The following is a 25,176-nucleotide window of genomic DNA, read 5'->3' on the forward strand; positions in this document are numbered from 1 at the left end:
CTAGTTGCGAACCGGGGAGGGGACCCAGCACTTCGGGATAGTCACCAGGACGCACTCGGAGAGGAGTGCGCCGCTTGCTTCAAGGCCAATATGCGAGCATTGGCGCTTGGTGGCCCTGTGTGTTCGTATTCTACCCCGCTGCGCTCGGAGAGTGCCGTCTTCCGCGAAGTCAGTGATCAGAGCAGATCGGATTGCCTCGGGATATCTCCCGGCAAAATGCGGAGCCGGATGCGCCATCTTGATTGTTCTGATTGTTTTCAATCGGTCATGGCGTCTGCTCCCGCATTCCGCCTCCGCCTTCCGCCTAGCCGCAAGTTTGAATGTTTGATTTTCATTCAAGCGGGTCGCAGTTTCACCGGCCCGCATTGAATCCTCTCGGACCTGATAAAACTCGCCGCGCGCCGCCTTCCATCTCGTGATGGCGCTCGCCAAGTTATTAGCGGTCGAGCCCGGCTGCCGCTGGCAGCAGAGGGGAGTTGAGGATAGCGCCGCCGCAAAAAAGGTGCCCACTCCCCCGAGCCGCTATATTTGTTCGATTCGATTGATCGGAGCCCCCATGGTAAGCACGCCCACTCGCCGCTCATTTGGTTCCGCCCGCGATGCCGCAGAAGCGGCCTTCAAGAGCGCCACATCTAAACCCGCCACTCTGCCCGACAGCTCCCCAGGCAAGGCCCCCTCTTTGCCGCACGCCAAGGAGCAGGTTTCGATCCGTCTGGACCGAGAAGTGCTGGAGCGGTTTCAGGAAGGCGGGCCCGGTTGGCAAGACCGGATCAATGCGGCGCTGCGGAAGGCGTTGGGGCTGTAGATGTCTGGCCTGATCGGGGTGGGGTAGGTTGCGCCTCGCGCGCTCGCGCGTACTGGTCGCGAAACGGCTCTCGGTGTCCATTTTCGCCTCCTTTAGACGCATCGGGCACCCATGCCCACCCTCACTTCGTTCCCGGCTAAAGTGTTTTCGAGGGGAACAAGGGGGCAGGGCTGGCGCAGGGGGTGTTCCGTGGTTCCGGAACGCGGCAATCGCCGCGCGTGCCTCGCGATAGGATCACGGTATGAACCTGATTTTCTATTTCATCGTGGTCGCCGCGGGCATCGCCGTCGCATTCCAACAGGTGCTCAACGCAAATCTGCGAGCGGATCTCGGTTCACCTTATTGGGCGGGGTTCGTGAGCTATGCCGTCGGCATCTTCTCGATGGTCGCCGTGCTGCTTCTGACGGGCAGTTCCGTGCCGTCCGCTGCCGCCATCAACCGAACGTCCTGGTGGTCCTGGTCGGGCGGTTTGTTCGGCGCAATGTTCATCCTGGCGGTGATCTTTGCCGTCCCGCGTGTCGGTGCAGCCACCACCTTGGCGCTCATAGTCGTCGGCCAGATGGTCGGATCACTGGCTTTCGACCATTTCGGCATACTCGGATTGCCACAGCAATCGGTGTCTCTGACCCGTCTCGCCGGCGCAGCCTTGCTTGTCGCGGGGGTGTTTCTGATCCAGAGGTCGTGAGGAGCTGCCTCGCGTCTGCCATCTGCCAGATCAAGCGGAGGCCAACAACATCGTGTCTGGTTCGGCCCGTTGCTGAGCGGACTTGACCACCACCTCGCCGCCGACGTCGGCCACGCCTTTTCGAGCTTGCTGCCGGCCCGGTCGGCGAACCGGTCAGGAAGCCCGACTGCAATCTCCGTTACATCGGCAGGAAGCACGTGTCGCTGGAAGCCGAAGCAGGAGACGCCCTTTCCGCCGGTCAGTTCCGTCGAGATCCAGCAATTGGTCGCGACTTGACCGTGATGTTCTCCATTCCGGAGCGGGAGCCTCGCGACCTTGGCAGGAAGGGTGCCGGGCTCAAAATTAAAACCCTCAACCGGAAGGTTCGTTCTACCTGCGCCCCGCGCGGCATTGGCACCATCGAACCACCCCTAGAAAGATAAGCCAGATAGCACCACGGTTCCCGGAACGAACGTCACTGCCAGCATCAAAGTAATTTACGCTCACATTCCAGACATTTTTGAAGCGCTGAAATGTCGCATCAGAATGCCCATCCCCGGAGGAAATCAGGCTCAATATCCGCGGCTTCGAATTTGTCGAGGATCCAGTATCGGATTACCGGAAAAATTCCCCTTATCCCACCCCAGCACCCGCGTCGTTCGCCATGTGGTTGAGCGCGTCCAGTTTATTTTGTCTCGAGGCACGGATAAGATGCACGCCGTGCGGATGAAGGACAGTTTGTGAAAACCGCCACTCGCTCGACGATGACGTCGACTTGGAACGCCTTTGTCCTCATTCCGGGTGAGACTGAGGCCCGTTTCGCCGCCATTCAGGCTAACGGCATAGACGACGCCCTGCGCCGGCTGCGCGAGAGGCCGGATATGCTGGGCGCCATCGTCCTTGGATTGATCCACCAGGACATTCCGGTGAACGACGCACGTCGCGACGACTAGATCGCCCAGCAGAAGGGGCGAGCAGGTATGCCCTTTCCTTCAGATACTCCCCATACCCTTCCTCGCAGGTGATCGCCCGCGACCACCAAGCCGGCCTGCCGCGCACCTTCTGCGGTGAATTTGCAGCCGGCTCCGTCACTGGGTCTTCCCCGGTACAGGCGGGCCATTCAGAACCCCGAACTCGTCCGCCACCCGGAAGAGGGCATTGCGAGACAGATAGAAGGCGCGCTGCCTGACGCCTGTGTCGGCGGCCTCGTCATTTGCCAGCTGCATCTGACAATGGGCGATCCAGGCAAGGACCTTGATGTCGTCGAAGCCTTTCACCGGAGCAGAGGCAAGCGCCATGATCTGCGGATCGAGGGCCTCAGCCGTGCCGGCATATCCATCATAACGGACGGCACGTTCCGCACGGGCGATGGGGTCCATGGCGACCTCGGATGCGCTCGATATTGTCGTGTCCACCATCCCCCGAACCAGTGCATGGTCTCGACCGGCATATGTGAGGTGAAGACACTGCCGATGGCGCCGAACCAGTCGGCAGGATCCGAAACCCCGATGAGCCGGCTGACCAAGCCGGCCTGACAGGCATCGAGAGCTTGTTTGCGCTCAAGTGCAAGGCGGGCGAATGTTTCCGCGGCTTCGACCGGACCGGCCAGCATGCGGTCTATCTCGGGCAGGGCGCGAAGGGCATCAGCTTGCTGCCGGCGCCATGTGGCGACCTTGGCCGGGTTCCGCGTGCCGTCGGCTTCTTCCGCAGCCCTTCGCAAGGTCGACACCGCATAGTCGCGGATCAGCACCAGCAGCATGGGGTCGCGCGCCAGCCCGTTGACCCGGCACTTGTCAGAATTCCTGCGCCGTCGCTTGATAGAAGAAGCGGAGCACAACAGGGCCACTCGGAGCCATGCGGCACCCCTTGTGGCAATCGATTCATTGGGGGGCGTATGTTCTACTTGCTGGCCTTGTTGATAGGGATCGTGGCCGGACTGCGGGCCATGACCGCACCTGCTGCGATCTCCTGGGCGGCCCATCTCGGCTGGATTGATCTTTCTGCCTCACCGCTGGCCTTCATGGGCTATGCGTGGGCGCCATGGATCTTCACGGCGCTGGCCTTGGTCGAGTTCGTCACCGATCAGCTGCCGACAACCCCAAGTCGGACGGTGCCGCCGCAATTCGCTGCGCGCCTGATCAGCGGAGCGCTTTGCGGTGCCTGCCTAGGCGTTGCCGGAGGCAGCCTGTCGATCGGCGCGGTCGCCGGGGTGATCGGCACCGTGATCGGTACGCTGGGTGGGCGTCTGGCGCGTGCGGGCCTTGCCGAGGCGTTCGGGCAGGATCGGCCCGCCGCTTTGATCGAAGACGCCGTGGCGATCATCTGTGCTGTCGTCATTATCTTGGTGGCAAGATGAATGACCCGGCACGTCGCTTCGACGCCATCATCATCGGTACCGGCCAGGCAGGGCCCTCGCTTGCCGGTCGGCTGACGGCCGCCGGCAGGAGCGTCGCGATGATCGAGCGGCGCCATTTCGGTGGCACCTGCGTCAATACCGGCTGCAAGCCGACCAAGACGCTGGTGGCCAGCGCCTATGCCGCCCGCATGGCCCAGCGGGCCGCGGAATACGGCGTGGTGCTGGACGGCACGCCAGGCGTCGACATGAAGAGGGTTCAGGCCCGCGCCGCGAAGATCATCCAGGAGGGGCGTTCCGGTATCGAGAGCTGGCTGGACGGCATGGACGGCTGCACCGTGCTTCGCGGCCATGCCCGCTTCACCGGCCCGCATGACATCGAGGTCGACGGCGCGAAACTCACCGCGCCGCAGATCTTCATCAATGTCGGCGGCCGGGCGTCGGTGCCGGACCTGCCCGGCCTTGGGGACGTGCCCTATCTTACCAACACCGACATGGTCGAACTCGATACCGTGCCCGGGCATCTGGTGGTCATTGGCGGCTCCTATATCGGCCTCGAATTCGCGCAGATGTTCCGCCGCTTCGGCGCCCGCGTGACCGTCGTCGAGAAGAGTGGTCGCCTGATTGCGCGCGAGGACGAGGATGTCTCGGCTGCAATAAGGGAGATATTGGAGGCTGAAGGCATTGATGTACGGACCAACGCCGAATGCCTGAGCTTCGCGCGGCACGACGACGGCGTGGCGGTGCGGGTCGGCTGTACCGAAGGCGCGCCGGAAGTCGTCGGCACGCATGTGCTGCTTGCCATCGGCCGGCGGCCGAACACCGATGATCTCGGGCTGGAAGCCGCCGGCATCAGGACCGATGCGCGCGGCTATATCACGGTCGACGATTTCCTCGAGACGAGCGTGCCTGGCGTCTACGGGCTGGGCGACTGCAACGGACGAGGGGCCTTCACCCACACGGCCTATAACGACTTCGAGATTGTCGCGGCCAACCTGCTGGATGGCCAGGACTGGAAGGTGAGCGAGCGGCTTCCCGGCTATGCGCTCTACACCGATCCGCCGCTGGGGCGGGTCGGCATGACAGAAGCGCAGGCTCGCCAGACCCGTCGACCCCTTCTCATCGGCAAGCGGCCAATGAGCAAGGTCGGCCGCGCGGTGGAGAAGGCCGAAACACTGGGCTTCATGAAGGTGGTGGTGGATGCCCAAACGCAGCGCATCCTCGGGGCAGCGATACTCGGAACCGGCGGTGACGAGGCCATTCACGGACTGCTCGACATCATGAATGCGAACGTCCCCTGCACGGTCTTCCAGCGCGCAGTGCCTATCCATCCGACGGTGTCGGAGCTGATCCCTACGCTGCTGGCGGAGATGAAGCCGGCAACGTGATGGGGAACGGACAGGCCCGAATTCCGAGCGCGCGCGACGGTGTCCTGACTGACGCCGGTTCCTTCGGCGACAAAGGAAGCAATCCCCTTCGGCCTGTAGCCTCGGCCGTGCTCTCGCTTATTTTCAATCGACGCAACTTGCGTGGCGCAACTTGCGTCGATTGACCCACTAGCTCCGCGTCGTGCCGGATCTGCCGATCCTGCTCCTCTTTCGCGAGGTCGGCGCGGTTCGGCCACACGAGCCTCGATGTTCACATCTGTTGACAGCCGGGATGCGGCAGATCGGCTTTCTTCATAGCCAGCCGCGACTGCGCATGCTCGCTAAACCCTGGCTCTACGCCAGGGTTTAGCGCTTTCAGATCCAAAAGGATCAGAAGGAGCGACGGACCGACAGCAGGACCTGCTGGTTGTCCGAGCTGTCGATGAAGGAACCGTAGGGGTTCAGCACCGGGTTGTCGTAGCTGGTCTGCGCGTAGGTGTACTGCGCGACGAAGATCAGGTTCTTGACCGGGGCCCAGTTCAGGCTGCCGCCGACGGTCCAGATGTTGTAGTCGGAGAAGCCAGTGTCGACGGCGGCGGCCGGGACGCTGAGTTCGCCGTAATTGCCGTACAGCACGCCGAAGACCTGGGGCGTGAAGTAGTGGGTAAGCTCGGCGGCGATCGTCCAGGCGTCACCCGACTGCAGGCTGTTGGTCGCCGGGTTGTAGTAAAGGTCCTGAGCCGCCTGATCCGAGATAGTCGAGTAGCCACCGTTGATGCCGGTGTAGCCGGCAGCGGCGCTGCCATAGGCGGCTTCGATGTACAGTTTGTCGCCATCGCCGAGGGTCGGCAGGTTGAACTTCACGCCGCCGAGCACGGCCCAGCCCACGGAGTCATCGGTGGTGATGCCGACGGGGTCATAGTAGGAGTCGTCGAGCTGGCGGATGGCACCGGAAACCTGGAAGCCGCCCCACTCGCCTTCATAGTTGATGTTGGCGATCAGCGCCGGAATGTCGGGCTGAGCGGTCTCACCAAGGCTGTCGCCGTTCGAACGCGAGGAGTCATCTTCGATCGAGATCGTGGCCGTAAGGCCGCCGCCGAAGTCAGCGGTGTAGGCGGCTGCGGTCACGTCTTCGTCGGCCGTGAGCTCCACATTGTCGAAGCCCCAGACGTTGTTGTCGGCGTAGTAGTCGAAGAACGACTGCACCTTACCGAAGGTGAAACCAGCGAACTGGATGTAGCCCTTGTCGAGGTTCAGAGCGGTCGAGTCGCCGCCGTCGCCGTAGACGTTGCCGAGACCGTCGCCATAGGTGGCGCGCAGGTCAATGAACGAACGCAGGGTGCCGTACTCGGTCTGTGTGCGGGCATCCAGACGGAGCGAAGCGCGCGAACGGAAGTACGAGGACTGGAAGTCCGCGTTGTTCAGGTAATCGTAGTCCTGATAGTAATAGTCGGCCTGCACGAAGCCGCCGACCTTCAGGCAGGTATCGGTGCCCGGAATGTAGTAGAAGCCCGCGCCGTAGGTCGAGCAGATCTTCACATATTCCGCAGCCTTCGCCTTCACAGGCAGATCGGCCGCCGCAGCGGTCCCGACCATCGCAAGCCCGGCGACTGAGCCGAGTAGAAGGTTATTCATCAAGGATTTCATTCCACATATCCAAAATTGAGTCCGTGTTCACATTAAAGTGTTGGGACTCACCCGATGAGCAAAAAGATCATCGTAGAGGATGATGTTTGAATCGATCCCGCGGCGCAAAGCCAAAGTGCTGGATAAAGGCGCTGAGACGGCCTTTTTTGGGCGGGTGTTGCATCCGTGCACGGATCACGGCTGCGTGAAATCAGCCGAGTTGTGAAGGGTTTACTTAGCGGTATACGGGAATTCAGGCGGGATGCTAAGGCGTACCGATCGCTTGCAATCGTCCTTCTGCCCGCGTGTCTCCGACGCGTGGGCGGGACGAAGGCATCCTGTTCATCTGAACGAGGCTTTGCCGACGCGGTGGGACACGTACGCCTCGGGTTCGACGGCGCCATGTCCGCGGGCGTGGATCGCGGCTACCTGTTCGGCGACAGTCGGTTTTGCAGCAGCATCGAGCCGAGCTGAGCGGTTGCCGTCCATTCCCGTCTCACGTGCCGCCTCCTTTGCTTCACCAGACAGAGTCGCGACCGTGGTTGCCCGGTGCGCATCCGCCTTCGATATCCCTAGATCGCGCCCCGCTTCGCCAGCCGTACCCCTGCGCCACCGCCGTTCTCTGGGATGAATTCTGGCCGCCGGCGAGGATGGAAAGCCGCAGATCAAGACACGCTTGCCCGGCTTCACCTCCTCTGTCCGCCGCTACGTGATCACCCCGTGCATCCTCGGTGATGAGGAGAATGAAGGGGAGGCTCGGGCCACTCGGCGAGCCCAGTTCTAGGGGAAGGGGGCCATGACAGCTCGTTTCGCCGCCTTTTCCCGGCATCGCACCGAAATTGCTCCCCTGTTCCCCAGGCCCCGGCAAGTTGGGGAACAGGACGGGGAACACCACAAACCAACGCTACAGAACGATTTGAGGAGCCGCCACGATGAGCCGGAACTCCACAAACAGAAGCCCGGCCGAAGCCGGGCTTCTTGTCATGGCCTGTCGTCACATCACAGGCATGAGGACGGTATCAATGACATGAACGACGCCGTTGGACTGCAAGACATCCGGCGTTTCGATCACCGCGACGTGGCCGCCCCGATCAACCACGACCCACTTACCCATCTTTTCCTCGACAGTCAGCGTCTCGCCGGCGACGGTCTTCAGCGTGGCCTTGCCACCATGCTTCATCGCGTCGGCCTTCAGATCCGCAGCGGTGAACTTGCCCGGCACCACGTGATAGGTGAGGATTTCGGTGAGTTGCTTCTTCATGCCGGGCTGCACGAGCTTGTCGACGGTGCCGGCCGGCAGCTTGTCGAACGCGGCATTGGTGGGAGCGAACACGGTGAACGGACCCGTGCCGTTCAGAGTATCGACGAGGCCGGCAGCCTTTACGGCGGCAACCAGCGTGGTGAGATTCTTGGCCTTGGACGCATTGGTCGGGATTTTCGCGTCGGACATCATTGCCGCACCGCCGACCATCACCGAGGTGGCGGCGAGAGCGGGGGCCGCCACGAGCAGCCCGGCGGTCGCACAGAACATGGCGAGCTTCGAAACCGAAAGAGTCATCGAACGTCTCCCTGAAACCCATGCACTGCCGCATGGTCGAGAGAGATACGGCGGACATTCGGGGAAAGATGCAGAAGCCGCGATTTTTGTTTTCGAGTATCCAAGCCCGGCTCAGAGCGCCTGAATCTTTCCGTTGGCAATAACCGGCCCGGTCGGTTGGCCCGTCGGCGACCCACCGGGAGGCTCAACGGAGACAGCAAGAGTGACGCCGGCAGTGACGCTGCCGATCACGGCAGGCGACAGTGTCACGCGCGCGGCTCCCGCCGGATCGAATACGCCAAGCGAGACCGGCACGCCGCCGGTCGGCACCAGCCAGAGTTCGGGAACGCGGCCGGGAGCGTCCCAGGACAGCTGGGGTACCAACGTTGCTCGACCAAGCGTGTGGTCAATGACGGCAGTGAAGGTCGACCGGCCGTCTGGTGCCAGCAATGCGGCGATCTGAAGGGAAGGCGGCGCCGTCGGCCTGGCAAGAAGCAAAGCGGCCGCAATGCTGGCAGCCGCGACCGTCATGGAACCAAAACTGACCCAGCGCCAGAATGCGAGACCATATGTTGCCTGCGATGGACGCGTGGTGGGCGAAGGTTTTGTAAGGGCGTCGATGCGTGCCCAAACCTTCTCCGGAGGAGAAACGGAAGCAACCTCCTCCACCAGCGGGCTCAATCGCATGTCCCACCTCGCGATCAGCGCCGCAAAGCTCGGGTCACGGGCACTGAGCGCCTCGGCGTGCCGGCGTTCGCGCTCATCGAGCACCCCTAGTGCATATTCTGCCGCAAGTTGCTCGCGGTCTTCGTCGTGGGGAGGGATCGGGGGTACGTCGCTCATCTCTCCAGACACTCCCGAAGCGTGATGAGGCCGCGACGTATCCAACTCTTCAGGGTTCCCAGCGGCTGACCGATACGCCGGGCCAACGCCTCATAGGTCTCGCCTCCAAAAAATGCTTCCCTTATGGCGTCGCGGGAGCGCGGCTCCAGAGCGTCAAGGCAACGGCTCAGCCGGGCATGTTCTTCGTTGTGTTCAAGTTCAGTCAGCGCGTCCGGGGCGCCATCCGCGACCGAGGCCGAGAGGTTGTCGTCAATCTGACGGTCCGCGAGACGAGCACCGAGCGCACGCAGCCGATCGATAGCCTTGTTTCGAGCGATCGTGGCCAGCCAGGTGATCGGGCTCGACCGGGCGGGGTCGAACAGGTCCGCGCGATGCCAGATATTCAGATATACCTCTTGCAACACGTCCTCCGCTTCTTCGCGTGTGCCCAAGATACGCAAGCACACACCGAAAAGCTTCGAGGAGGTGAGATCATAAACATCGCGCAGTGCCGCCCGGTCTTGGCCCGCGACAGCTTTCAACCTCTCTGAAAGATGCTCTCTTGCTAGATCGCTCACGTTCGATCATGGCACCTTCGCCGCCGTCAATGTCAATACGACGTGACCGTCCATCGCGTCCGACGACGGGCGTCGATACCTCGAAAGTCCGTGGAACTTGTAGGGTGTCTGACCTGAGCCCCTGATCCTCCTCCAGATTTAGGTAGCGTCCGTCGATCATGGAGACGGACGATGCGAGCCTCACGGTTCACAGAGGAACAGATGATAGGGATGCTGAAGGAGCAGGAGGCGGGCGCGAAGACCGCTGACGTCTGCCGCACGCACGGCATCCGGGACGAGTGCTTGAACGAGACCCTGTTCTCGAGCCTGGGTCAGGCCCGTGCCACCATCGCCTCATGGAAGGAGGACTACAAGCTGAACCGCCCTCATTCAGCTCTCGGCAATCGATCCCCCGCCCAGTTCGCCGCAACAATCCCACTGGAAACCCAGGCCGCCTGAGGCCACAAAGCAACCCTCGGACTCTCTCCTAAGCCGGAGGAGAAAAGGGTCTCACGTCAGGACGTGTAGCCGTCAGTTGGAACATCGCTGACGGTCTACTCATGCTTCGGGGGCGTGAAATCGGTGGTCCCGCCGTCCGCCCGCCTACGCGGAAAGGTTTCGGATCCCGGCTCATCAATATGGGGATCGTTGGAACGGGGGGCGTCGAGCTTCGTTACCCGAGCACTGGGTTCGAAGCTGATTTCTCGGCTGCTCTCTCTCAGGTGCAACACCAATGAGCCGGGAGACACCCGTGCAAGGCCCGCAAGCTTCATCCAGACCAATCGTACTCGTCGTCGAGGATGAACCGATCTTGAGGATGACTGCCGTCGACATGGTCGAGGAGGCAGGCTTTGAAGCCTTGGAGGCCGCAGACGCCACCGAAGCCATCCAGATACTGGAGGCCCGTCTCGATATCTGCATCGTTTTCACCGACATCGACATGCCCCGCGGTATGGACGGCATGAAGCTGGCTACGCTGATCCGCGATCGGTGGCCACCGATCGAAATCATTGTGACCTCCGGCCACATCGACGCGCGCCATGTTCATTTGCCGGTGCGCAGCCTCTTCTTTCCAAAGCCCTACGACGAGAAGCACGTGATGGCTGCGATGAGAAGGTTCGCAGCCTGACAATGCCCGCAGAGTGTCAGGCATAAGGGAAATCCGAGAGCGTGCCGTTCCTGCGGAACAGAAAGACCCAACGCCCTGAGCCATCGGCTCGGTGACACGGCAAAGGCCGCCCCCGGCAGGGAGCGCCGGCAGGGAATGCCCGTGCCGGGACACCCAAAGAAACATCACAGCAACATCTTGTAACACCCCCCACTGCCGCGCCGCGCTAGGCTGCAATCAGCCCGGTGAACGCACAACACATCGGGCTCGGCCGGGCACTGAGCAATCGCCGCACATCGTGTCCGGCCGTAAAGCGTCTGAGCGCGATCTCGGCCCTTGGAGCGCGAAGCCGTCGAACGCCGGGTGCCGTCGCGGACCCTGGGCGTGGCGGCTCCTGTGTCCCCGGGTGTCAGCCGGCCTCGCTCGACGACATTCCATCAAGCGGTCGGAGCAGCGTATTCAGTGAGGCACAGGCGGCGAGCGAGCGAAGAACTGACGCCACCGATGCTGGCGGCGCTCCGCGCGATGGAATCGATGCCGCTCAACGTTTTGATGCTGAGGGGAAAAACCAATCTGGGCGCCCTGTACGGGCCGATGAGCCGGGGCACGCTCGACGCGCTTCAGCGGCGCAGGCTGGTACAGCTCACCGACATTCAGGGTGCGCAATATACCTACGCCATCACCCCTGCCGGCCGTTGCGTGCTCGGAGAGACGGCGGAGGCCGTCCCGGCGTCGGCGCCCGCGTCGGGATCGTGATGCGCGCCACCATCCGGTCTGCCACACCTCCTCCGAGCCATCGCCCCGGCTGGTGAAGCCGGCTTTTCGGGCGCGCGGGGGGCTCCCGACCCGCGAATGGCCGCCCTGCGGGCAGGGACGAGGCGTGCGATGGCGGCTGCCGGTTCCGCCGCTCTCCCTTCGGCGCGCCGGTCCACGAGCCGCGTGTCTGCCAGCCCCTACAGGAAACTGTCGGGGATCGGCTGCCAGCTGCCGGCTTTCGCCTCGAACTGCGGAATATGGCCGAGGCTGCGGATCAGCGCGGCGTCCTCGCCGAGCACCGCCTGCCAGGCGCGCGCCTCGGTGAGGATCACGCCGGCGCCGATCACCTCGCCGCCGGCACGGCGCACCAGGTCGATCGAGCCCTTCAGGCTGGAGCCGGACGCCACGACGTCGTCGACCACCACCACACGGCGGCCGGCCAGCAGCGGGATCATCCGGCGATCCAGCAGCAGCTTCTGCTCGCCCTTGGAGGTGATGGAGGAGATCGTCTGCACCAGCGCGTCGCCTAGATGCACCTTGGGCGATTTCTGCAGGATCACATACTGGTCGAGACCGAGCGCGCGGCTGACCTCGATGGCGATGGGAATGCCGAGCGTGGCGGCGCCGACCACCACATCCGGCTTCAGCGGGCGCAGCCGGTCGGCAAGGCGGGTGCCGACAAAGGTGCCGAACGTCACCCCGAGATCGATGACCATCATCAGCGAGATGGCGAAATCCGGCCCCAGCGGCACGATCGGCAGCTCGACGTCGAGGCCGTCGACATCGACATGCCAGCTCTGGGCGGCGATCGGCGGGGGCGCGTCTGCGGTCATGGCGTCATCCGTGTCGCATCATCCGGGTCATCTTGCGCGGCTAGTTGCTGCCGTAGCGCGCGGCGATGTCGCGCGACAGCCGGGCGCCGGCCTCGAGATAGCGCTGCGCCGCCAGCTCGGCCGACGGCGTGCAACTGCGATAACCCTGCCGGTAGCTTTCATAGCCGCGGTTGAAGGCGGCGATCAGCAGGCCGCGCCGCTCGTCGGAGGGCTGCTCGGTGTCGATGAGCCCCTGCATTTCGTCGCGCCAGCGCCCGGCATCGGGCGCGCCGCAGAGCGGGCGGATATAGTGCAGGGCGCCGAGCATCTCGGCGAGCCGCAGCATGTCCGCCTCATAGGGCGGCGCCGAGCCCTGGTTGGGGCGCGCCGCGTTCTGCGCGCCGGCGGGGGCCGACAGCGCCAGCGCGAGGCCCACGACGGCCATGCCGAGCGCGTGGCGCCGGCGGATCGGTCGCGAGGCGGGGGGACGGGGCGGACGGCGTATCATCCCGCCTGTGGTGGGCCGGAGCGGCGGCGGCGTCAAGAGCCGGCGACCAGCGCGTGCGCCGCCATCACGATGCCGGCGAGGCCGTCGGTGGCGTCGGCGGGCAGCTGGCGCGGGTCGAACCAGCCGACCTCCGCTGCCTCGGGGCCGGTCGACGGTTCGCCGTCGAGCCACAGCCCGGCATGGCTGATCACCACGAAATGCGTGCTGACCTCGCCCGCCTCGTCGCGGCGGATGATGTCGAGGGCGCCGGCGACGCCCAGCACGCGGCAGGCGACGCCGACCTCCTCCATGACCTCGCGGGCCGCGCCTTCCGCCAGCGTCTCGCCCGGCTCCACACGCCCGCCGGGCAGCGACCACAATCCGCGCAAGGGAGCGGCCCCGCGCCGGGCGAGCAGCACCTGCCCGTTGCGAAACACGGCGGTGGATACCGCCAGGACCGGGCGGATCGGCGACTGCGACATCGGCAAGTTCTCCACGATTCGCCGCCATCCTAGGGGCGGCGGGACGGTGCGCCAATGACGGGCCGGGCTCGGTAGGGGATATCGCCGGGCGGTGTGCTAGGCTTCCCGGAAAGTCAGGTCCGATTTGAAGCGGGCCGCCAGGAGGCCGCCAAGATCGGGCCGCAATCCGGGTCGAGTTTCGCAGCATCCGGGCGGGGTTGCGTCCGGGCCGGGCAATGCTCCGGCGGGGCAGGAGGTTGTCGATGCGTGCATTCGCCGGAAGCCATGGCGGCGCCTTGCGCCGGTTCGCTGCGCCCGCGCTGCTGGTGGCGGCCGGGCTCGTCGCGGCCTCGTCGCCCGGCATCGCGGGAAGCACGAAACCGCCGGCGGCCCAGGCTCAGACGTCCCCGTCTCCTGCGTCGCAATCCGCGACGGAGGATCGCCCGGATCCGGTCTGCGCCAGCTACGGCAAGGGGTTCTCCCGCATCGCCGGCACCTCGACCTGCGTGAAGATCAGCGGCAGCGTCCAGGTCGACGGCTATCAGCAGTCAATGTCGGCCGGCACCGCGCTGGCGCCGGCGCTCAGCAGCAAATAGGCCTGCCAGACTGGGCCCCTAGCGGCCGAACGCCGCGAAGTAGCGTGCCGCGATGTCCTTGTAGACGCGGGTGAGCGCGCGGATCTCGTCGACCGGCGTCGCCTCGTCCACCGCATGCATCGAGGTGCCGACCAGCCCGAACTCGACCACCGGGCAGAAGTCCTTGATGAAGCGCGCATCCGAGGTGCCGCCGGTGGTGGAGAGTTCCGGCGTCTGGCCGGTGGTCTCGCGGATCGCCGCCGTCACCAGGTCGACGAAGTCGCCGGGTGCGGTGAGGAAGCTGTCGGAGGAGCGCTCCTCGAACGCCACCGAGAACCGCACCGCGTTGCCGGCGGCGGCGGTGAGCCGGCGCTCGATCTCCGCCTTCAGCGTGCCGGGCATCCACAGGTCGTTGAAGCGGATGTTGAAGCGCGCCTTCGCCTCGGCGGGGATGACGTTGTAGGCCGGATTGCCGACATCCACTGAGACGACTTCGAGGTTGGAAGCCTGGAAATGCGCGTTGCCGCGGTCCAGCGGCTCGGCGGTGAGCGCGCTGATCAGCTTCGCCATGCCGGGGATCGGGTTCTCGGCGAGATGCGGGTAGCCGACATGGCCCTGCTTGCCGTGCACGGTGAGGGTGCCGGAGAGCGAGCCGCGCCGGCCGATCTTCACCATGTCGCCCAGCACGGCGCGCGAGGAGGGCTCGCCGAGCACGCAATGGTCGAGCCGCTCGTCGCGGTCGCCGAGCCAGCGCAGCAGCTTCTCGGTGCCGTTGATCGCCGGGCCTTCCTCGTCGCCGGTCAGCAGCAGCGAGATCGAGCCGGGCAGCCGGTCGCCATGCTCGGCCGCGAGATCGAGCGCGGCGGCGACGAAGGCGGCGACGCCGCCCTTCATGTCCACCGCGCCGCGACCATAGAGGAGGCCGCCATGGATCGCCGCCTCGAAGGGCGGGAAGCGCCAATGCGCGGCATCGCCGGGCGGCACCACGTCGGTATGGCCGGCGAAGCAGAGATTGGGGCCTCGCGTGCCGAAGCGGGCATAGAGGTTCTCAATGTCCGGCGTGTCCGGCCCGGTGAGCGTCACCCGGTGCACGCGGAAGCCGGCGGCGCCGAGCAGCTTTTCCAGACAGGCGAGGGCGCCGCCCTCCTCGGGCGTCACCGAAGGGCAGCGGATGAGCGCGCGGGCGATCTCGACGGGATCGGCGGCGGAGGGAGCCTCAAGCGCGCTCATCGCGGTCAGTCCCTGAGCAGGTCGTTGATCGAGGTCTTGGAGCGGGTCTGCTCGTCCACCCGCTTGACGATCACCGCACAATAGAGCGACGGGCCGGGCGCCCCATTGGGGAGCGGCTTGCCGGGCAGCGAGCCGGGCACCACCACCGAATAGGCCGGCACCTCGCCGACGAACACTTCGCCGGTGGCGCGGTCGACGATCTTGGTGGTCGCCGAAATGAACACGCCCATGGACAGCACCGAGCCCTTGCGCACGATCACGCCCTCGACGACCTCGGAGCGGGCGCCGATGAAGCAGTTGTCCTCGATGATCACCGGGCCGGCCTGCAGCGGCTCCAGCACGCCGCCAATGCCGACGCCGCCGGAGAGGTGCACATGCTTGCCGATCTGGGCGCAGGAGCCGACGGTGGCCCAGGTGTCGACCATCGAGCCCTCGCCCACCGAGGCGCCGAGATTGACGAAGGACGGCATCAGCACGACGTTCGGCGCGATATAGGCCGAGCGGCGCACGATGGCGCCCGGCACTGCGCGGAAGCCGGCGGCGCGGTATTCCGCCTCGCCCCAGCCGTCGAACTTGGAGGGCACCTTGTCCCACCAGCTGGCGCCGCCGGGAGCGCCGGAGATCGGCGCCATGTCGTTGAGGCGGAAGGACAGCAGCACCGCCTTCTTGAGCCACTGGTTGACGCTCCAGTTGCCGTCGGCGCCCTGCTCGGCGACGCGCGCCTTGCCGGCATCGAGCAGGCCGAGCGCTTCGTTCACGGCGTCACGAACCGGACCCTTGGTGTCGAAGCCGATCTCCGCGCGCTTCTCGAAGGCGTCCTCGATGATGGTCTTCAGTTCGCTCGACATGCTCTGTTACTCCGCTAGATGGCGGGGGACTTGTTGCGGCGCGGACGGCCGGGTGTCAACGGGGGCGTGCCGCCGGGAGGCGTGTCATCGCTCGCCGCGCCCGATCACGCCGCGTACGGCGCGCAGGAAGGCGGGCAGGTCGTCGGTGACGTGCTGGATGTGCTGGCCGTCGCGTCCGTCATGTTCCCAGGCCTCGCGGTCGGCGGGGCTGACGGCGAGGCCGGGCGGCACCACCAGCACGGTGCGCATGCCGAGCGCATGCGGCACTTCGAGGTTGCGGGCGAGGTCCTCGAACATCGCGGCCCGGGTCGGTTCGACGCCGTAGAGGCCGAGGAAGTGGCGATAGGCCGTTTCCTGCGGCTTGGGATGGAACTCCGACGCGACGATATCGTGCACGTCGGCGAAATGGTCGGAGATGCCGAGCTTGTCGAGGATCGCGGCGGCATGGGCGCGTGAGCCGTTGGTGTAGACGAGCTTGCGGCCGGGCAGCGCGCCGAGCGCCGCGCCCAGCTCCGGCGACGGCGAGAGCTCGGACAGGTCGATATTGTGCGCATTGGCCAGGAACGGGTCCGGGTCCATGCCGTGCTCGATCATCAGCCCGCGCAGCGAGGTGCCGTATTTGCGGTAATAGCCCTTCTGCAGTGCGAAGGCGTCGTCGAGCGACAGGCCGAGATAGTCGGCGATGTAGCTGCGCATGCGCATGTCGATCTGCCGCCACAGGTCGAGCCCGGGCGGATAGAGCGTGTTGTCGAGGTCGAACACCCAGGTGTCGACGTCGGAGAAGCTGGCGGAGGCGGTGTCGATGGCGTGCGGCATGACGCCATCCATAGCGAAGAGCCGGGCCGCAGGCGAGGCGCGATTTCGCGCCCCGCACCGGCTTTCGGGATCAGCGGCGGATCAGCGTGCCGGCGCCGTGGTCGGTCAGCAGTTCGAGCAGCACCGCGTGCGACACCTTGCCGTCGAGGATCACCACCCCTTCGACACCCTGCTCCAGCGCGTAGATGCAGGTCTCGACCTTGGGGATCATGCCGCCGGAGATGGTGCCGTCGGCGATCAGCGCCCGCGCCTCGGCGATGGTGAGCTCCTTGATGAGCTCCTTGTTGCGGTCGAGCACGCCCGGCACGTCGGTGAGCAGCAGCAGCCGCTTGGCGCCGAGCGCGCCGGCGATGGCGCCGGCAAAGGTGTCGGCGTTGACGTTGAAGGTGCCGCCTTCCTCGCCGGTGGCGACCGGGGCCAGCACCGGGATCAGCTCGCGGCCGAGGATCTGGTCGAGCACGGTGGTGTCGACGCTCGACGGTTCGCCGACAAAGCCGAGGTCGATCACCTGCTCGATGTTGGAATCCGGATCGAGGACGCTGCGGGTGACCTTGGAGGCGATCACCATGTTGCCGTCCTTGCCGGACAGGCCAAGCGCCTTGCCGCCGGCTTCGTTGATGAAGCCGACCAGCGATTTGTTGATCGAGCCGGCCAGCACCATCTCGACGATCTCGACGGTGGCCTTGTCGGTGATGCGCAGCCCGGCGGCGAATTCCGACTTGATGCCGAGCTTGGCCAGCATGGCGCCGATCTGCGGCCCGCCGCCATGCACCACCACCGGATTCACGCCGGACTGCTCGAGCAGCACGATATCCTGCGCGAAATCGCGCGCCACCTGCTCGTCGCCCATGGCGTGGCCGCCATATTTCACCACGATGATGGCGTCGTCATAGCGCTGCATGTGCGGCAGCGCCTGCACGAGGACACGGGCCTTGGCGTGGTCGTCGAGCGGGTCGGTATCGGTAGCAGTGATATCGGACATCGGAGCGGCATCTCTCGGCGGGTGATCGGCAGCCGGCCCTTCTAGCCGATTTTCATGACGCTTCTCAATCGCCGCTTCGCGATCGGTCTCCCCCGATTGGCGGCTCTCTGCCGTCGACCGCCGATCCCCGGCCCCGGGGGATCGGCTGAACGGGAGGGCGGCGTTCAGCGGCCGTCCTTGCGGGTGAAGCGGTCGAAGATGTCGTTCAGCGGCTGGAGCGTGGGATCCTGCGCCTGCCCGCCACTGGGGGCGGTGCGGGCATCGCTGGCACCGCCGCCGAACAGGCCGCCCAATATACTGCCGAGGAGGTCGCCGGTCGGGTCGCCACCTTGGCGCTGTTGCGGCGCGTCGCCGGCGTCCGGCTGGGCGCCCGCTCCCGGCTGGCCGCCGCGCAGCAGGCCACCGAGAAGATCGTCGAGCGGATTGCCGGTGGAGGTCGGGCTGCGCGGGTCGGCCGGCGTGGTGCCACCGGATGGGGAGCCGCCGAGGCCGCCCCTCGCCAGGCCTTCCAGCAGGTCCTGCAGCGGATTGCTGGAGGGTGCCGCCGTGCCGTCGCGACCCGCCGGGGCGCCGCCTCCCAGCATGCCGCCGAGGAGATCGCCCAACCCACCGCCAATTCCTCCGCCGCCACCCCCACCCGTCGAGGCGCCGGTGGAGGCGCCGTCCGGCGGCCGGTTGCCGAGCAGGCCGCCCAGCAGGTCGCCGAGGCCGCCGCCGCTCCCGCTCCCGCCCTTCATCAGCCCGCCGAGCACCAGCGCGGCGATCGCCGGCAGCATCTGCTGCAGCAGCGAGGGGCTGAGCCCGGTTTCGGAGGAGGCGTGGGCGGCGACCGCACGGCTGACATCGCGCGAGCCGAACATGGCGGCGAGCGCGTCGGTGCCCTGTGCCTTCAGCTCCGGGGCCGGCGTCGCCTCCGGGTCGTCGAAGGCCTGGGAATAGGGGTTGCGGGCCATGGTGCCGAGGAGGCCGGCGAGCCCTTCCGGAGTGCGGGTGCTGCGGTCGAGACCGACCGAGAAGGCCGGCAGCAGCGCATCCACCGCCTGCTGCGCCTGCTCCGGCGAAATGCCGTAGCTACGCGCCAGATTGTCGATCACCTGGCCCTGCTGCGCCTGGGCCAGCAGGTCCTGCAACTGGTTCATGGCATCCTCCCAAAACACCGTCTTGCTGCGGGTATTCACCGGATCTTTCGCGGCAACCATACGACAATCGGCCGGGCCGGCCTATGCACGGCGCGGCGGCGGCACGCTGCCCATGGCCGGTGGCGCCATCGCGGCATTGCGCATTGGTGGCATTGCGCATTCGCTCTGCCCGGGCGCTATCGTGCGCCGCCGTCTCCGTGCGATAAGCCGCCCATGCAGAGTTCTCCCGCCTCCACGGCACGTTTCGTCACCGGCTCGACCATGACCCATGTCGCGGTGATGACGGCGGCCGGCTCGGTCGGGCTGGTGGCGGTGTTCGTCGTCGACCTGCTCAACCTGTTCTACATCTCGCTGCTCGGCGAGGAGGAACTCGCCGCCGCCATCGGCTATGCCGGCACGGTGATGTTCTTCGTCACCTCGGTGTCGATCGGGGTGATGATCGCGGTCTCGGCGCTGGTCTCGCGCGCCATCGGCGCCGGCCGGCGCGAGGAGGTGGGGCGTATCTCCACCTCCGGCTTTCTCTACATGACGCTGGCCAGCCTCGTGACCGCCGGGGCGATGATGCCGCTGCTCGGCCCGCTGCTCTCCGCTCTCGGCGCGAGCGGGCGCACGCTGGAGATCGCCCGCGACTTCCTGCTGGTCGTGCTGCCCTCGACGCCGCTGCTCGGCATCGGCATGGCGGCGTCCGGCACGCTGCGCGGCCTTGGCGATGCCCGGCGCTCCATGCTGGTGACGCTGATCGGCGGCCTGGTGACGGCGGCGCTCGATCCACTGCTGATCCTGGCGCTGGACTGGCGTGTGGAGGGCGCGGCGGCGGTGTCGGTGATCTCCCGCGTGGCGATGGCGGCCTACGGGCTCCACGCGGTAATACGCATCCACGGCTGTGGCAGCCCGCTGCGCTGGCGCGACTTCCGGCGCGATGTCGGTCCGCTCTCCGGCATCGCCGTGCCGGCCATCCTCACCAATCTCGCCACGCCGGTGGGCAATGCCTATGTCACCTATGCGCTCGCCGCCCATGGCGACGCGGCGGTGGCCGCCTTCGCGGTGGTGGGTCGGCTGATCCCGGTGGCCTTCGGGCCGCTCTTCGCGCTGACCGGCGCCATCGGGCCGGTGATCGGCCAGAATGTCGGCGCCGGGCGCTACGACCGGGTACGGCGGGCCATCCTCGACAGCCTCGTGCTCATTCTCGCCTATGTGCTCGGTGTCTGGGTGCTGATGGCGCTGGGGCGCCACGCCCTCGCCGGGGCGTTCGGCCTGTCGGCGGAGGGCGAGGAACTCGTGGTGTTCTACTGCCTGTGGCTCGCCGGGAGCTTCCTGTTCCTCGGCATGCTGTTCGTCGCCAATGCCGCCTTCAACAATCTCGGCGCGCCCCTGCGTTCCACCGTGTTCAACTGGAGCCGGGCGACGCTGGGCGTCATCCCCTTCGTCATGGTGGGCGGGCATTACTGGGGCGCGCAGGGCGTGCTCGCCGGCCAGGCGCTGGGCTCGGTCGCCTTCGGCGTGGCGGCGCTGATCAGCGCGCTGGCGCTGGTGCGCCGTCTCGCCGCCGGGGTGGGCCGCCCGGAGCCGGGCGAGGCACCGCTGGCGGGACCGGAGCTGCCGCCCTTCGCGCGCGGCGAGGGGGCGGCAGCCCTCGAACCCTGAGCGAGGCGGCTTCCGGCGGCGCTCTCAGATCAGCCGCAGCAGCCCCAGCAGGCCGCCGCCGAACAGCATCCATAGCGGGCTGATGCGGGTGAACAGCAGAACCAGCGCGGTGAGCGTGATGTAGAGCGCGGTGGGCAGCGAGCGCGCCGCCCCCTGCGCCAGCAGGAAGCCGGAAGCCGCGATCAGCCCGATGGTGAGCGGCACCAGCCCGCCCTGGATGGCCCGGCGCCATTTGGCGTAGCGGAAGCGATGCCAGATGCCGCCGACCACATAGGCAAGCACGCAGGTCGGCCCGCACATCGCCAGCGTGGTGACGAGCGCCCCGGCCGGGCCGGCGACATGCCAGCCGATCAGCGTCACGATCAGCACGTTGGGTCCCGGCACTGCCTGGGCGATGGCGAAGGTCTGCGCGAACTGCTCGTTGGTCATCCAGCCGGCGACGTCGACCACCTGCCGGTGCATTTCCGGCAGCACCGCATTGGCGCCGCCGACCGCCAGCAGCGAAATGAGCAGGAAATGCGTGGCGAGCTGGCCGAGGACGCTGTCGTCGTTCATCGCAGCGACCACCAGGCGAGCGCGACCGATACCGGGGCGAGGCCGAGCATCACCCAGAGCAGCGGCAGGCCGAGCACGGCGATGCCGATGAAGGCGGCGGCCACGACGCCGAGGCCCTGCACGCTGGGGCGCCGCCATAGCCGCTCGCCCATGCGCCCGGCCATGGCGATGACCAGCCCGGCGGCGCCGGCGGCGAGACCGGAGAGGAGATCGGCCACCGCCGGCTCGTCGCTGTAGCGGGCGAACAGCGTGCCGGCGATGATGACGAACACCGCCGGCGCCAAAGTGAGGCCGCAGAAGGCGGCGATGGCGCCCGGCACGCCGCGGAAGCGCGAGCCGATGACGATGGACAGATTGACGATGTTCGGCCCGGGCAGGAACTGGGCAAGGCCGACCAGCTCGGTGAACTCGTCGGAATCCACCCATTTGTAGCGCTCGACCACGGCGCGGCGGGCGATGGGCAGCACGCCGCCGAACGCCACCACCGCCACCGACAGGAAGCCGACGAACAGCTCGCGCAGGCTCGGCGCCGGGCGGTCGGCTTCGGAGGCGGCGGGTGCGGTTTCAGGCGACATGGCCGGCAGGGCTTGGAGGACGACGCCCGCTTATAGACGAGTCGACCCTTTGGGTAACCGGCTTTTGCGTGGGGGGCTTCCCATTCGCTGACGAGAACGTATAGGGTACAGATATGCATGGCACCCTCACCGATCTCGTCCTGCCGCCGGACGGCCGCCAGTCGGAGGCGGCGCTCGCCATTCGTCGCGGCGCGCTGCGCTATGTGGCGGCGTGCGGCCTCGTCGGCGTGCCGGAATTCGTGCTCGCCACCGGCCGCCGCGCCGACATCGCCGCCGTGTGCGCCAAGGGGGAGGTTTGGGTGGTCGAGGTGAAATCCTCGGTCGCCGATTTCCGCGCCGACCACAAGTGGTTCGAATATCGTGACTTTTGCGACCGGCTGTTCTTTGCCGTCGCGCCGGATTTCCCGCGCGAGCTGCTGCCGGAGGGCACTGGCATCCTGGTCGCCGACGGCTTCGGCGCGGCGCTGATCCGCGAGGCGCCGCGCCACCCGCTCGCCGCTCCGCAGCGCAAGGCGCTCACCCTGCGGCTCGCCCGCTGCGCCGCCGGGCGGCTGATGAACCTGATGGATCCCGACGCCATGCGCGGCATCGAGCTGTAAGGCGGGGAAAAACCCCGGTGAATACTTGAAGTCGGCGCCGGCCCCCTGCAAGCCTTCGACCATGGATGCGACCCAGACCCCCAGCCTGAAGCCGGCCGGCGACGCCGAGCGCGTCACCCCGATGATGGCGCAGTACATCGAGATAAAGACCGCCAATCCGGACAGCCTGCTGTTCTACCGGATGGGCGATTTCTACGAACTGTTCTTCGCCGATGCCGAGATGGCCTCGCGGACGCTGGGCATCGTGCTGACCAAGCGCGGCAAGCACCAGGGCGAGGACATCCCGATGTGCGGCGTGCCGGTGGAGCGCGCCGAGGAATATCTGCACAAGCTGATCGCCGCCGGTCATCGCGTCGCGGTGTGCGAACAGATCGAGGATCCCGCCGAGGCGAAGAAGCGCGGGCCGAAAAGCGTGGTGCGGCGGGACGTTACCCGGCTCGTCACCCCCGGCACCCTCACCGAGGACGCGCTGCTCGACGCGCGGCGCGAGAACGTGCTGGCGAGCCTCGCGCGCCAACGCGGCGGCGAGGGGGCGGGCGAGGACGGCCAAAGGGACGGCTACATCTACGCGCTCGCCTTCGCCGACATCTCCACCGGCTCCTTCCGGGTGATCGAGACCCATGCCGGGCGGCTGGCCGCCGACCTCGCGCGGGTCGAGCCAGCCGAGCTTCTGGTGGCCGATCAGGTGTATGATGAGGCCGATTTCCGCGAGATCTGGCGCACCCTGCCCGCCGTGACGCCGCTGCCGAAGGAAAGCTTCGACGGCGCCACCGCCGAGCGGCGGCTCGCCGGCTTCTTCGGAGTGGCGACCCTCGACGCCTTCGGCGCCTTCTCCCGGGTCGAGCTCACCGCCGCCAGCGCCGTCGTCGCCTATATCGAGCGCACCCAGCTCGGCCAACGCCCGCCGCTCGCCGCTCCCCAGCGCGAGGCGGCCGCCGACATCATGGTGATCGACCCGGCGACGCGGGCGAACCTCGAAATCCTGCGCACCACCACCGGCGACCGCGCCGGTTCGCTCAACGCGGCGGTGGACCGCACCGTGACCTCCGCCGGGGCGCGGCTGCTCGCTCGCCGCCTCGCCGAGCCGTTGACGGACCCCGTCCGCATCGCTGCCCGGCTCGACGCGGTGGAGGCGCTGGTTGAGGATTCCGCGCTGCGGGTCGCGCTGCAGCAGCGCCTCGCCGGGGCGCCGGACCTCGCCCGCGCGCTTGCCCGCATCGTGCTCGGCCGCTCCGGGCCGCGCGACCTCGCCGCCATCGGGCGCGGGCTGGCGGAAGGCGCCGCCATTGCCGGACTTTTGCGGGCCGGCGATCCGCCGGCGGAACTCGTGCAGAATGCTGCGCTGCTCGGCGCCGTCGACCCGGCGCTGCCGGCGCTGCTGGGCGCGGCGCTGGCTGACGAATTGCCGCCCTATCGCCGCGACGGCGGCTTCACCCGGGCCGGCTTCGACGCCGATCTCGACGCCGCCCGCGCCCTGCGCGACGAGAGCCGGCGGGTGGTGGCGGCGCTGGAGCGGCGCTATGCCGAGGAGACCGGCGTCAAATCCCTGAAGATCCGGCACAATGCGGTGCTCGGCTATTATGTCGAGGTCTCCCAGCAGAACGCCGACAAGCTGCGCGAGCCGCCCTTCGGTGCCGTGTTCGTGCACCGCCAGACCATGGCGGGGGCGATGCGCTTCACTTCCACCGAGCTCGGCGAGCTGGAAGCCAAGATCGCCAGCGCCGGCGAGCGGGCGCTGGCGCTGGAACAGGCGATCTTCGAGCGGCTGGCAAGCGCGGTGATGGCAGAGGCCGAGGCGATCCGCGCCGCCGCCGGGGCGCTCGCGGTGATCGACGTCACCGCCGGCCTCGCGCGACTCGCGGTGGAGGAGAGCTATGTGCGGCCCGAGGTGGATGGCGGGCTCGATTTCCGGCTGGAAGGCGCCCGCCACCCGGTGGTGGAGCAGGCGCTGCGGCGCGACGGCGGGCCCTTCGTCGCCAATGATTGCGAGCTCTCGCCGCCCGGCGAGGCGCATTCCGGCCGCATCTGGCTGGTGACCGGCCCCAACATGGCCGGTAAGTCCACCTTCCTGCGGCAGAACGCGCTGATCGCCATCCTCGCCCAGGCCGGCAGCTTCGTGCCCGCGCGGGCGGCGCATATCGGCGCCGTCGACCGGCTGTTCTCGCGCGTCGGCGCGGCCGATGACCTCGCGCGCGGCCGCTCGACCTTCATGGTCGAGATGGTGGAAACCGCCGCCATCCTCAACCAGGCGAGCGAGCGGTCTCTCGTCATCCTCGACGAGATCGGGCGGGGCACCGCCACCTTCGACGGCCTGTCCATCGCCTGGGCGAGCCTCGAGCATTTGCACGAGGCCAATCGCTGCCGAGGGCTGTTCGCCACCCATTTCCACGAGCTGACCGCGCTGTCCCAGCGCCTCGCCCGCCTCGTCAACGCGACGGTGAAGGTGAAGGAATGGGAGGGCGAGGTGATCTTCCTGCACGAGGTGGTGCCGGGGGCGGCGGACCGTTCCTACGGCATCCAGGTGGCGCGGCTCGCCGGGCTGCCGGCGAGCGTGGTGGCGCGGGCCAAGGCGGTGCTGACCGAATTGGAGAACGCCGATCGCGCCGCGCCGGCGCAGCGCATCCTCGACGACCTGCCGCTGTTCGCCGCGATCAACCGGGCGCCGACCCCTGCCGCCCCGGCGGCGAAGGCGGACCCGGCGGCGGAGGCGGTGAAGACCGCGCTGGCCGGCATCGACCCGGACGAGATGACGCCGCGCGAGGCGCTCGACGCGCTGTACCGTCTGAAGGCGGCGGCGCGGGGATAAGCGGACCAAGCCGGCGAGACGCGGCCCGGCGCGGCTGGCTCCGGTTCGGCCA

The 25,176-nt window shown here is 67.1% G+C and carries 27 protein-coding genes and 1 pseudogene; 12 read left to right on the forward strand and 16 right to left on the reverse strand.

Translation table 11 applies throughout. From position 1 onward, the window contains the following. Positions 1 to 556 precede the first annotated feature (556 nt). The 3 genes from KHC28_RS11655 (at position 557) to KHC28_RS11665 (ending at position 2,422) form a co-directional block, all read left to right on the forward strand. Entirely contained in the window at positions 557 to 805 is a 249-nt protein-coding gene (locus KHC28_RS11655; protein WP_214008522.1) for a BrnA antitoxin family protein, read from the forward strand. A 241-nt stretch (positions 806 to 1,046) separates the two neighbouring features. After that, positions 1,047 to 1,490, forward strand: coding sequence for a DMT family transporter (locus tag KHC28_RS11660; protein ID WP_214008523.1), 444 nt, complete (start codon positions 1,047 to 1,049; stop codon positions 1,488 to 1,490). 719 nt (positions 1,491 to 2,209) lie between these two features. Next, the gene (locus tag KHC28_RS11665; RefSeq protein ID WP_214008524.1) at positions 2,210 to 2,422 is read left to right on the forward strand and encodes a hypothetical protein; all 213 of its coding nucleotides are present in this window, start codon (positions 2,210 to 2,212) and stop codon (positions 2,420 to 2,422) included. Between the two features lie 135 nt (positions 2,423 to 2,557). On the opposite strand, the gene KHC28_RS11670 is transcribed toward KHC28_RS11665, so the two are convergent. Then, a complete protein-coding gene (locus KHC28_RS11670; RefSeq protein WP_214008525.1) occupies positions 2,558 to 2,767 on the reverse strand; it encodes a hypothetical protein in 210 nt (69 codons plus the stop codon). Next, complete coding sequence (locus KHC28_RS11675; protein WP_214008526.1) at positions 2,743 to 3,228, reverse strand: hypothetical protein; 486 nt, start codon at positions 3,226 to 3,228, stop codon at positions 2,743 to 2,745. The genes KHC28_RS11670 and KHC28_RS11675 overlap by 25 nt, the downstream gene beginning before the upstream one ends. A gap of 135 nt (positions 3,229 to 3,363) precedes the next feature. Between KHC28_RS11675 and KHC28_RS11680 the strand changes: the two genes are divergently transcribed. Both KHC28_RS11680 and KHC28_RS11685 read left to right on the forward strand, forming a co-directional pair. Next, a complete protein-coding gene (locus KHC28_RS11680) occupies positions 3,364 to 3,825 on the forward strand; it encodes a DUF4126 family protein (RefSeq protein WP_214008527.1) in 462 nt (153 codons plus the stop codon). Further along, on the forward strand, positions 3,822 to 5,210 hold the full coding sequence (locus KHC28_RS11685) for an FAD-containing oxidoreductase (protein ID WP_214008528.1): 1,389 nt from the start codon (positions 3,822 to 3,824) through the stop codon (positions 5,208 to 5,210). The genes KHC28_RS11680 and KHC28_RS11685 overlap by 4 nt, the downstream gene beginning before the upstream one ends. Positions 5,211 to 5,579: 369 nt before the next feature. Here the strand turns inward: KHC28_RS11685 and KHC28_RS11690 are convergent, their stop codons facing one another. The 4 genes from KHC28_RS11690 to KHC28_RS11705 form a co-directional block, all read right to left on the reverse strand. Continuing rightward, positions 5,580 to 6,836 (reverse strand): porin, encoded by a 1,257-nt coding sequence (locus tag KHC28_RS11690; RefSeq protein WP_214008529.1) that lies wholly within the window; start codon positions 6,834 to 6,836, stop codon positions 5,580 to 5,582. 973 nt (positions 6,837 to 7,809) lie between these two features. Next, positions 7,810 to 8,373 carry a fasciclin domain-containing protein gene (locus tag KHC28_RS11695; RefSeq protein WP_214008530.1) on the reverse strand — a complete coding sequence of 188 codons (564 nt, stop codon included), beginning with the start codon at positions 8,371 to 8,373 and terminating at the stop codon, positions 7,810 to 7,812. 111 nt (positions 8,374 to 8,484) lie between these two features. After that, positions 8,485 to 9,195: an anti-sigma factor gene (locus tag KHC28_RS11700; protein WP_214008531.1), complete on the reverse strand. Its 711-nt coding sequence runs from the start codon at positions 9,193 to 9,195 to the stop codon at positions 8,485 to 8,487. Then, a complete protein-coding gene (locus KHC28_RS11705) occupies positions 9,192 to 9,752 on the reverse strand; it encodes a sigma-70 family RNA polymerase sigma factor (RefSeq protein WP_214008532.1) in 561 nt (186 codons plus the stop codon). The genes KHC28_RS11700 and KHC28_RS11705 overlap by 4 nt, the downstream gene beginning before the upstream one ends. A gap of 171 nt (positions 9,753 to 9,923) precedes the next feature. Between KHC28_RS11705 and KHC28_RS27985 the strand changes: the two are divergent. The 3 genes and pseudogenes from KHC28_RS27985 to KHC28_RS11720 all read left to right on the forward strand — a co-directional run. After that, positions 9,924 to 10,163 (forward strand): annotated as a pseudogene (locus KHC28_RS27985) (integrase core domain-containing protein); the annotation flags it as partial. Positions 10,164 to 10,464: 301 nt separating this feature from the next. After that, entirely contained in the window at positions 10,465 to 10,860 is a 396-nt protein-coding gene (locus KHC28_RS11715; RefSeq protein ID WP_214008533.1) for a response regulator, read from the forward strand. A gap of 483 nt (positions 10,861 to 11,343) precedes the next feature. After that, positions 11,344 to 11,595 (forward strand): hypothetical protein, encoded by a 252-nt coding sequence (locus KHC28_RS11720; RefSeq protein ID WP_214008534.1) that lies wholly within the window; start codon positions 11,344 to 11,346, stop codon positions 11,593 to 11,595. Positions 11,596 to 11,792: 197 nt separating this feature from the next. On the opposite strand, the gene KHC28_RS11725 is transcribed toward KHC28_RS11720, so the two are convergent. From KHC28_RS11725 to KHC28_RS11735, 3 genes are all read right to left on the reverse strand, one after another. Further along, positions 11,793 to 12,428, reverse strand: a complete 636-nt coding sequence (locus KHC28_RS11725; RefSeq protein ID WP_214008535.1) for a phosphoribosyltransferase family protein — start codon at positions 12,426 to 12,428, stop codon at positions 11,793 to 11,795. Between the two features lie 40 nt (positions 12,429 to 12,468). Then, positions 12,469 to 12,852: a TIGR02301 family protein gene (locus KHC28_RS11730; RefSeq protein WP_246564703.1), complete on the reverse strand. Its 384-nt coding sequence runs from the start codon at positions 12,850 to 12,852 to the stop codon at positions 12,469 to 12,471. Between the two features lie 95 nt (positions 12,853 to 12,947). Then, positions 12,948 to 13,376 carry an NUDIX hydrolase gene (locus tag KHC28_RS11735; protein WP_214008537.1) on the reverse strand — a complete coding sequence of 143 codons (429 nt, stop codon included), beginning with the start codon at positions 13,374 to 13,376 and terminating at the stop codon, positions 12,948 to 12,950. 242 nt (positions 13,377 to 13,618) lie between these two features. On the opposite strand from KHC28_RS11735, the gene KHC28_RS11740 reads away from it, so the two are divergent. Further along, a complete protein-coding gene (locus KHC28_RS11740; RefSeq protein ID WP_214008538.1) occupies positions 13,619 to 13,951 on the forward strand; it encodes a porin in 333 nt (110 codons plus the stop codon). An 18-nt stretch (positions 13,952 to 13,969) separates the two neighbouring features. On the opposite strand, the gene dapE is transcribed toward KHC28_RS11740, so the two are convergent. The 5 genes from dapE to KHC28_RS11765 form a co-directional block, all read right to left on the reverse strand. Beyond that, positions 13,970 to 15,160, reverse strand: a complete 1,191-nt coding sequence (gene dapE / locus KHC28_RS11745; RefSeq protein ID WP_214008539.1) for a succinyl-diaminopimelate desuccinylase — start codon at positions 15,158 to 15,160, stop codon at positions 13,970 to 13,972. Between the two features lie 5 nt (positions 15,161 to 15,165). Next, positions 15,166 to 16,008: a 2,3,4,5-tetrahydropyridine-2,6-dicarboxylate N-succinyltransferase gene (gene dapD / locus KHC28_RS11750; RefSeq protein WP_214008540.1), complete on the reverse strand. Its 843-nt coding sequence runs from the start codon at positions 16,006 to 16,008 to the stop codon at positions 15,166 to 15,168. An 84-nt stretch (positions 16,009 to 16,092) separates the two neighbouring features. Further along, positions 16,093 to 16,824, reverse strand: coding sequence for a pyrimidine 5'-nucleotidase (locus KHC28_RS11755; protein ID WP_214008541.1), 732 nt, complete (start codon positions 16,822 to 16,824; stop codon positions 16,093 to 16,095). A 70-nt stretch (positions 16,825 to 16,894) separates the two neighbouring features. Next, positions 16,895 to 17,806 carry an acetylglutamate kinase gene (gene argB / locus KHC28_RS11760; protein WP_214008542.1) on the reverse strand — a complete coding sequence of 304 codons (912 nt, stop codon included), beginning with the start codon at positions 17,804 to 17,806 and terminating at the stop codon, positions 16,895 to 16,897. Positions 17,807 to 17,970: 164 nt separating this feature from the next. Further along, the gene (locus tag KHC28_RS11765) at positions 17,971 to 18,945 is read right to left on the reverse strand and encodes a DUF937 domain-containing protein (RefSeq protein ID WP_214008543.1); all 975 of its coding nucleotides are present in this window, start codon (positions 18,943 to 18,945) and stop codon (positions 17,971 to 17,973) included. A 213-nt stretch (positions 18,946 to 19,158) separates the two neighbouring features. On the opposite strand from KHC28_RS11765, the gene KHC28_RS11770 reads away from it, so the two are divergent. Then, positions 19,159 to 20,589, forward strand: coding sequence for an MATE family efflux transporter (locus KHC28_RS11770; RefSeq protein WP_214008544.1), 1,431 nt, complete (start codon positions 19,159 to 19,161; stop codon positions 20,587 to 20,589). A gap of 24 nt (positions 20,590 to 20,613) precedes the next feature. Here KHC28_RS11770 and KHC28_RS11775 read toward each other — a convergent pair whose 3' ends face one another. Then, the gene (locus KHC28_RS11775; RefSeq protein ID WP_214008545.1) at positions 20,614 to 21,144 is read right to left on the reverse strand and encodes a chromate transporter; all 531 of its coding nucleotides are present in this window, start codon (positions 21,142 to 21,144) and stop codon (positions 20,614 to 20,616) included. Next, positions 21,141 to 21,719, reverse strand: a complete 579-nt coding sequence (locus KHC28_RS11780; RefSeq protein ID WP_214008546.1) for a chromate transporter — start codon at positions 21,717 to 21,719, stop codon at positions 21,141 to 21,143. The genes KHC28_RS11775 and KHC28_RS11780 overlap by 4 nt, the downstream gene beginning before the upstream one ends. 113 nt (positions 21,720 to 21,832) lie before the next feature. On the opposite strand from KHC28_RS11780, the gene KHC28_RS11785 reads away from it, so the two are divergent. Further along, positions 21,833 to 22,318: an MmcB family DNA repair protein gene (locus tag KHC28_RS11785; protein ID WP_214008547.1), complete on the forward strand. Its 486-nt coding sequence runs from the start codon at positions 21,833 to 21,835 to the stop codon at positions 22,316 to 22,318. A 61-nt stretch (positions 22,319 to 22,379) separates the two neighbouring features. Beyond that, the gene (mutS, locus tag KHC28_RS11790) at positions 22,380 to 25,124 is read left to right on the forward strand and encodes a DNA mismatch repair protein MutS (protein ID WP_214008548.1); all 2,745 of its coding nucleotides are present in this window, start codon (positions 22,380 to 22,382) and stop codon (positions 25,122 to 25,124) included. The last annotated feature ends 52 nt before the right edge of the window (positions 25,125 to 25,176 follow it).

The sequence above is a fragment of the Ancylobacter sonchi genome, from assembly GCF_018390695.1.
GTDB lineage: Bacteria > Pseudomonadota > Alphaproteobacteria > Rhizobiales > Xanthobacteraceae > Ancylobacter > Ancylobacter sonchi.